At 41.4% G+C, this 6,942-nt stretch carries 8 protein-coding genes and 1 pseudogene; 6 read left to right on the top strand and 3 right to left on the bottom strand.

What is annotated here, in order from left to right; genetic code table 11:
- From J3492_RS12845 to J3492_RS12825, 5 genes and pseudogenes are all read left to right on the top strand, one after another.
- The coding region (locus J3492_RS12845; RefSeq protein ID WP_207988982.1) for a transposase family protein at nucleotides 1-506 on the top strand (506 nt) is incomplete at its 5' end.
- 8 nt (nucleotides 507-514) lie between these two features.
- Nucleotides 515-898: pseudogene (locus tag J3492_RS12840) on the top strand (transposase family protein); the annotation flags it as partial.
- Nucleotides 899-996: 98 nt separating this feature from the next.
- Nucleotides 997-2,376, top strand: coding sequence for a solute carrier family 23 protein (locus J3492_RS12835; RefSeq protein ID WP_207992414.1), 1,380 nt, complete (start codon nucleotides 997-999; stop codon nucleotides 2,374-2,376).
- A gap of 95 nt (nucleotides 2,377-2,471) precedes the next feature.
- A complete protein-coding gene (locus J3492_RS12830) occupies nucleotides 2,472-3,125 on the top strand; it encodes a LysE family translocator (protein WP_207992413.1) in 654 nt (217 codons plus the stop codon).
- Between the two features lie 199 nt (nucleotides 3,126-3,324).
- Nucleotides 3,325-3,675: a glutaredoxin family protein gene (locus J3492_RS12825; protein ID WP_201597473.1), complete on the top strand. Its 351-nt coding sequence runs from the start codon at nucleotides 3,325-3,327 to the stop codon at nucleotides 3,673-3,675.
- 10 nt (nucleotides 3,676-3,685) lie between these two features.
- Here the strand turns inward: J3492_RS12825 and J3492_RS12820 are convergent, their stop codons facing one another.
- Nucleotides 3,686-4,810, bottom strand: a complete 1,125-nt coding sequence (locus J3492_RS12820; RefSeq protein WP_207992412.1) for a Fic family protein — start codon at nucleotides 4,808-4,810, stop codon at nucleotides 3,686-3,688.
- A 363-nt stretch (nucleotides 4,811-5,173) separates the two neighbouring features.
- Here J3492_RS12820 and J3492_RS12815 point away from each other — a divergent pair, with 363 nt between their 5' ends.
- A complete protein-coding gene (locus J3492_RS12815; RefSeq protein WP_207992411.1) occupies nucleotides 5,174-5,896 on the top strand; it encodes a hypothetical protein in 723 nt (240 codons plus the stop codon).
- A 142-nt stretch (nucleotides 5,897-6,038) separates the two neighbouring features.
- On the opposite strand, the gene J3492_RS12810 is transcribed toward J3492_RS12815, so the two are convergent.
- Both J3492_RS12810 and J3492_RS12805 read right to left on the bottom strand, forming a co-directional pair.
- Nucleotides 6,039-6,548 (bottom strand): IS630 family transposase, encoded by a 510-nt coding sequence (locus J3492_RS12810; RefSeq protein WP_207992410.1) that lies wholly within the window; start codon nucleotides 6,546-6,548, stop codon nucleotides 6,039-6,041.
- A complete protein-coding gene (locus J3492_RS12805) occupies nucleotides 6,532-6,885 on the bottom strand; it encodes an IS630 transposase-related protein (protein WP_207988742.1) in 354 nt (117 codons plus the stop codon). The genes J3492_RS12810 and J3492_RS12805 overlap by 17 nt, the downstream gene beginning before the upstream one ends.
- Nucleotides 6,886-6,942 lie beyond the last annotated feature (57 nt).

The raw sequence follows: 6,942 nt of genomic DNA, 5'->3' as shown, positions 1-6,942 counted from the left end.
AGACCTCTTGCAAAAGTAGTTGTCAGACACAACGTATATTATTGAACTCTACTTACTTAATAGATATGCCAAACATAGATAAGCTACTCAAACAAAGTGACGCTGGTTTTAAACGCTACACTGGCATTCATAAAGCCACTTTTTATGACATGCTTGAGGCCATGCAAAAGCATGAAGCATCTAAGACCAAATCAGGTAGACCAAGTGTGCTCAGTCTTAAGGAGCAGATACTACTAGCCCTGACTTATTGGCGTGAATACCGCACGCTTTATCATATCAGTATGGACTTTGGTATTCATGAGTCTTCTGCTAGCCGTATCATTCGTAAAGTAGAAGACACACTGATTAACTCTGGCAAGTTTGAATTGCCCAAAAAGCTGCCTAGTCGTGTCGATGAGGACATCAATTGGTCAGTCGTCATTGTCGATGCCACCGAAACCCCAATTGAGCGTCCAAAAAAAACCAAAGAGACTACTACAGCGGCAAGAAAAAACAACACACCTTAAAAGCGCAGGTTATCGTTCATTGGCAAACCGGTTTGATACTTGATGTGCAAACCTGTAAAGGGTCCATCCACGATTTTAAGCTGTATAAAGATACTTGTCCTGATTGGTTACCTGAGAACACTAACTATCTAGCAGACAGTGGTTATCAAGGGTTAGCAAAGCGACATAACCAAACTTTCACACCATTTAAGAAACCTCGTGGTGGTCAGTTATTGGAGATATGCAAACAAGCCAATCAGTATCTGGCAAAGTTCCGTATTGTGGTTGAACACAAAATAGGCTTAATCAAGTTGTTTAAAATCGTGGCTCATAAATATCGCAACCGTCGTCAGCGCTATGATCTTAGAATGAAGCTGTTTGCTGGTATCATTAATTCCGAGCTTAGACTATGACTTTTGCAAGAGGTCTATCATGAGTTAAAAGCAATAATGTCCACTCTAGACCAATATTGACTTTATACCGCCACACTCACTTAAAAGGACTTAAGACGATGGCTATCGTTCGTAAATACGGTGAAGAACAGCCTTATTGGCCTGCCAGCCCATTCAAAATACGCCTACCCTTTGTACATTACCGCTGGGAAATCCCTGAGATGATTCAGGGGCTGTTCATGTTCGTGGTCAGTCTGGGTATGATTCCCTTGTTAGAGCAGTATCTGGGCATGCCATATGATGCCGCACTGGCATTTTGTGTGGTCGCAGGGCTGATGTATCTATTGCCATCATTACTTGGTGTACCTCTGGTACCTGGCTGGATTACGCCCGCTATTCCTGTGGTGCTTTTATATCTGCAAGCGTTTGAGCCTGGACCCCAAGCGGTACAAGCCATGTTTGTACTGCAAATTGAGGTATTTTTAATTTTTATTGTGCTAGGTCTAACTGGATTTGGTAATCGTCTGGTGAGCTTTATTCCCAACTCTCTAAAAGCCGGTATCATCATCGGTGCCGGTATCGCCGCCTTGATGGGTGAAATCAAAGTCGGTGGCCGTGTTGAAGCGACGCCTGTTTCCCTGATTATCGGGGCGATTATCTCCGCTTATGTGCTGTTTTCAGTTTCTTTTAAAGATAAAATTCAGAACAACCGCCTTGCCAAGATGTTCGCCAATCTCGGTATGATCTCAGGTATGTTAATCGCAATGGTCATCGGTTGGATCATCGGTGAATATCCTTTGCCCAATATTGAATGGGGTATCACTCAGCCAAACTTTGGTCTGATGACTGATTACCTCATTTTTAACGTCGGTGTGCCTGATATTAGCGTGTTTTTATTGGCCTTTCCTACAGCGATGATCGCTTATGTCATTGCCTTTGGTGATATCTTGGTGGGTAAAGCGCTGAGCGAGCGGGTCGATAGTATCCGACCTGACGAAAAAATCGAGACCAATATCACTCGTATCCACGTGGTCACAGGTATCCGTAATGGCGTGCATGCGCTATTTGCACCTTGGCCAGGGCTGGCTGGGCCTATTTGGACCGCCGCTCATGCCACGCTTGCGGAGCGCTATGCGCTAGGGCGTAAAGCGATGGATTCTATCTATAGTGGTGGCGGCACTTTCTGGTGGACAGGTCTGATTGCTATATTTATGCTGCCATTGGTGACGCTGTTTAAGCCTGTGTTGCCTATTGCGCTGTCATTGACGCTATTGCTGACGGCTTATATTTGTATTATGGTGGGTATCGAACAGCTCAAAAACTCTGCTGAGCGCGGGGTTGCTGGTATCGTAGCAGTCACTTTAGCCATGCCAGCAGCACAATCGACCATCTATGCAATTGTCATCGGTATCGTGCTCTACGTTTTGCTCGAACGACCAAGCTCAGAGCAGAGAAAAAAGGCAGAAGAAGCCTCTCTGACCAAAAGCAATCTGGAATAGATCACTAAAGACTGTTGCAATTAAGCTGGTACTGGCCGGGCATTTTGTTCCGCTGATACCAGCTTTTGTAGAACATCACTGACAAGGTGTTATTTATGTTTGGCATCGAAAACTATATAGGGTTTATCATAGCCGCTATTTTGCTGAATCTGACGCCCGGCACAGATAGCATCTATATCATCACTCGAAGCATCTCTCAGGGACAGCAAGCAGGGCTTTACTCTGTATTTGGTATCACCTCTGGGATCTTAGTGCATACTTTATTGGCAGCGTTAGGGCTGTCAGTATTACTTGCCAACTCTCCCACCGCATTTATGATCGTCAAATATCTCGGTGCCAGCTATCTATGCTATCTGGGTTTCAAAATGCTAACGAGTAAACAGCAGCCTTTGCTGGCTAATAATTTGGCTGAGAATGAGACGTTAGCGACTGCCAAACTTACGAACCACTGGCAAATATATAAGCAAGGCGTACTGACCAATGTGTTTAACCCCAAAGTCGCCTTATTTTTCTTAGCCTTCTTTCCGCAGTTTATTGATACCCATTATGCTTATAGCATGCTGTCATTTTTAGTCTTAGGGCTGTCTTTTGCTACCACGGGCTTTATTTGGTGCTTATGTTTGGCACTATTGGCGGCAAGGTTTAGTGAAAAACTTAGAGCTCATCCAACTTTTGAGTCGGTTTTGAATAAAATAAGTGGGGTGGTATTTATTGGCTTAGGTATTAAACTTTTGACTGAAAAAGGATAAAAGACTGCAAATTATTCAGTATGTTTTTACTCCTAATCTACTTTGGTCTGTTATCCCATAACCCTGATGTGACCACATACCAATACTGGCTACTGCGAATGGGGACGTAGCGATTAGACTTCATGTCGTGACCCTACTATACTCGTCGTCAATATAATCTTGAAACGCAAGAGTAAAAACAGGGCTGAATAGGTGTGACATGAGGTTTGTAAAAGTATTTTCGTTCGTACTCGGCGCTATTGTGCTCATTAGTAGTGTCTATCTTATAAACGCCAGTACTGTCACTCCAGACTCTGTCGCCTGTGACGCCTCGAATGACAATGATATTGTACTATACGGTGCTGTCTGGTGTCCTTATTGCGAACAGACCAGACAATTACTCGCCTCGCACAATGTCGACTACTGTGAGTACGATATCGAACGCTCTGCTGAAGGTTATAGACAATATGAAAGTCTGGGTGGTGGCGGTGTGCCTCTAATGCTGTTTAATGGTGAAGTGATCCGCGGCTATAATAAACCTGAAATTGAGTGGCAGATTCAAAATCAGTGACTGTGCTTGCTTAAACCCGTACCAACTCCATCAATGGTTCAAAGGAATAAAGCGTAGAAGTCCTACCAGCGCCTTCTTCGACCACTTGCAAAATTTTACTTTCTTCTAAAACCTTACTGAATCTAGCTGCCGTAGAGGTAGGAATACCACTTTTACTGGTAAAGCTACTGTTCCTAAAGACAGGATTAGTAAAAATAAATTCTAGCGCATTTAACGACCATTTTGAGGACAGTAAGTCGCTAAACTCTCTTTTCATAGTCTCATACAGCTGACCAATCTGTTCAGCGATTTCTAGATTGTTGGTGGCTTGTTCTTTAACTGCCTCTAAGAAAAATATGCACCAATTATCCCAATTGCCAGTCTCTGAGACTTCTCGCATCAAATCAATATATCTATCTTTGTTTTCTTCAAAATAACCACTGATATAAAAATGCGGCGCAGAAATCGTCTGTGCTGACCATAATATTAAGGTAATCAACATTCTACCAATTCTGCCATTGCCATCTTGAAAGGGATGCAAAGCTTCGAACTCTAAATGACTGACGGCCGTTTTTAGCAGTATGGGTGAATGATTGTTATTGATATAATCAAACAAATCATCCAAGCCACCTTGTAGCTTTTCAGGACTAATCGGTACAAACAAGATACTTTTTTTCGAGCGGTCAGCCAGATAGTTTTGCTCACTTTTGAACTGACCGGGCGATTTTTTTGCACCTCTACCCTTTGATAATAGCTGCTGGTGCATGGTTTTTATCAAAGATTTGCTTAGCGGATAACCATCGCTCATCGCCTGCTGCACGTTTTTTAACGTGCGTTGATAAAGAATAGTTTCAATAATATCACTACGCACCTGCGGCGAGTGCTCTTTGCCATCACCATAGTCTGCCTCATACTGCATAATCTCATCGAGGGTACTGATGGTGCCCTCCATACGTGAGGAGATGACCGCTTCTTGATTACGCAGTGGCGCAAGTAAAATCTCGCTGTTGTGCATGCTTTTGAGCACCTGGTCAAAGCGAGATATCGCCTCAGTTGCGCCTATCATAGCGTCCATAATGACTTGGTAATCGATGGACTGAGGGGGAAAGCCGCCATAATGATAATGTACGGCATATTCTAAATTGAAATCGGTCATCTTTATGTGCCTTGTCTCTCAAAATGAGCGTTTTTTGATTCACAAGTTATATTGTGGCTGATATTTGAGAGACAAACAAGCTTGTTTATCATAAATAGCGAAAAATGAGAGACAAATAGGTTTTTCTTAGAGTAAGAGACTAGGAACTGTTACATAAACAGGGCTTGCGACACTTAATAGCATAGTGCAACATAAGAACCTAGGCGGTGGCGGCGTACCATTGATGCTATTTAACGGTGGAGTGATACGCGGCTATAATGAGCCTGAGGTTGAATGGCATGTGCAGAATCAATAAGTTATTTTCTTCTTTGGGTGCGTATAAAGTAAGTCAATTCATTTTAATTTTGATGAGTGTTCTGAAGTATGACAAAAGTTGAAGCCATAAAGAAAGTACTCGAAGATAATAATGGTGCAGCCAGTTGGAATATTATCTATAACAATATTGAAAAGTACTACCCAACTGCTAAAAACTCAATCGAATGGAAAGCAGGTATAAGAGGCGTACTATATAGAGAAATCAGGAAGGATAAATCTTTTAAACAAATAGGCCTTGGTTTATTCGCCTTAAAAGACTATAAAACCGAGAAAAACCCTGAAACACAAGATAAGATAAGAATGCACTCTTTTATTCAAGGCATTTGTATAGAGCTTGGAAATTTCAAAAACTTCGACACTTATACTGCTGACCCTTCTGCTACCTTCAAAGATAACATCAGTTTATTAGATATGGTTTCTATGCAGTATCTTCCAGATTTTACTTATAAAGCGATAGTTGACGAAACTAAAAGAATTGATGTGGTGTGGTTGAATAAGAAAGGACTTCAATTCCCTCATAAAGTTTTTGAAGTTGTAGACAGCGTTGGCACTTTAACAGGGGCGTTCAATAGAAGCTTACAACTCATTAATTTTCAAACAGATTACTACATAATAGCACCTGAAAAACATCGGAATAAGTTTTTAAAAACCTTGTCTCTTGAGCCCTATCATACCAACTCAGCAAAGTTTACATTTGTTAATTATGACTCGATTATTGAATTGTATGAGAATACTTCAAGGGTTAAAAAAATTGAGAGTGGTATTTTTTAATGGCACAGCATATCGACATCTTTAAAAGTAACAATAAACAACATCAGTCAATCGTGCGAGCACTACAAGATAGGTTTACTAAGGGTGTAGATTCAATTAGATCGTCCGTTAAGTTTGTTGAAATTGAAGATTCAGTATATAGTCAGTTCACTACAAAAGAAATACAGCCCATATCATGAAACAGTTTAGGCAGATTATTCTCCATCCAGCCTTGGCGTAGAAACTTTTCTTGTGCCCATTTTTTCTCAATGGGGTTAAGATCAGGGCTATAGGGTGGCAGCCATAGAATGCGATGACCATGTCTGTTGAGCAGTTTTTGGATACGTCTGCTTTTATGAAACCTAGCGTTATCCATAACGATCACGCATTTAGTCTTGAGACTTGGAATAAGTGTGATCTTACACCAGTCATAAAATATATTGCTATTGATATTCTGTTCAAAGTAATCAAGCGCAAACAGCATCTTGTTATAAAGAGCACCGATGACGTTAGTTCTCTTTTTTGCTTGCCAGTTGTAGCTGTCGATACAGGGTGTACCAATCGGTGCATAGCCATGAGAGCGGATGGTCTCGTGCTCAAAGCCGCTTTCATCCATATAGATAATGGGATAGCCTTGCTGCGTAAAGCGATCAAGTTTACTCTGATAAGCCACTCTTTTTATCAGGCAGGCTTTTGGATGCTCTAAGGTCTTTTTTTTGACTGATACCTAGACGTTTTAAAGCAGTGTGCATGCCGGTCTTACTACAGTTGAATCGCCTAGCTCGCTCGTACAGATAATCGTCTGGATATTGTTCAACGTCTTTTAAGAGTGCTTCATTCGGTATTTTAGTTGGTGATTTATCTCGAGTTTGTTTGATACTTGGGTTTCTCAGCCAGCGCTGTAATGCGGTTTTGCTAACATTATAGAAAGTACAAGCCTGACGGATACTCATGTCTTTGTTTTTGACACTTTTAATCACTTGTGCTCGAAAATCTGCTGAATAGGTCATTTGTTCTTCTGCTATTTCGCTTGCTTTAAAACGATTGTATCTTATTTAAAAAGAACT

Source organism: Psychrobacter coccoides (assembly GCF_017498085.1).
Taxonomy (GTDB): Bacteria; Pseudomonadota; Gammaproteobacteria; order Pseudomonadales; family Moraxellaceae; genus Psychrobacter; species Psychrobacter coccoides.
Note: the sequence above shows the minus strand (reverse complement) of the source record. Positions and strands in the feature narration are given on the sequence as shown.

Bases quoted from the DNA above. Each gene is read 5' to 3' on its own strand.
- J3492_RS12835 (WP_207992414.1), top strand. From the start codon at position 997: ATGGCTATCGTTCGTAAATACGGTGAAGAACAGCCTTATTGGCCTGCC.
- J3492_RS12830 (WP_207992413.1), top strand. From the start codon at position 2,472: ATGTTTGGCATCGAAAACTATATAGGGTTTATCATAGCCGCTATTTTG.
- J3492_RS12825 (WP_201597473.1), top strand. From the start codon at position 3,325: ATGAGGTTTGTAAAAGTATTTTCGTTCGTACTCGGCGCTATTGTGCTC.
- J3492_RS12820 (WP_207992412.1), bottom strand. From the start codon at position 4,810: ATGACCGATTTCAATTTAGAATATGCCGTACATTATCATTATGGCGGC.
- J3492_RS12815 (WP_207992411.1), top strand. From the start codon at position 5,174: ATGACAAAAGTTGAAGCCATAAAGAAAGTACTCGAAGATAATAATGGT.
- J3492_RS12805 (WP_207988742.1), bottom strand. From the start codon at position 6,885: ATGACCTATTCAGCAGATTTTCGAGCACAAGTGATTAAAAGTGTCAAA.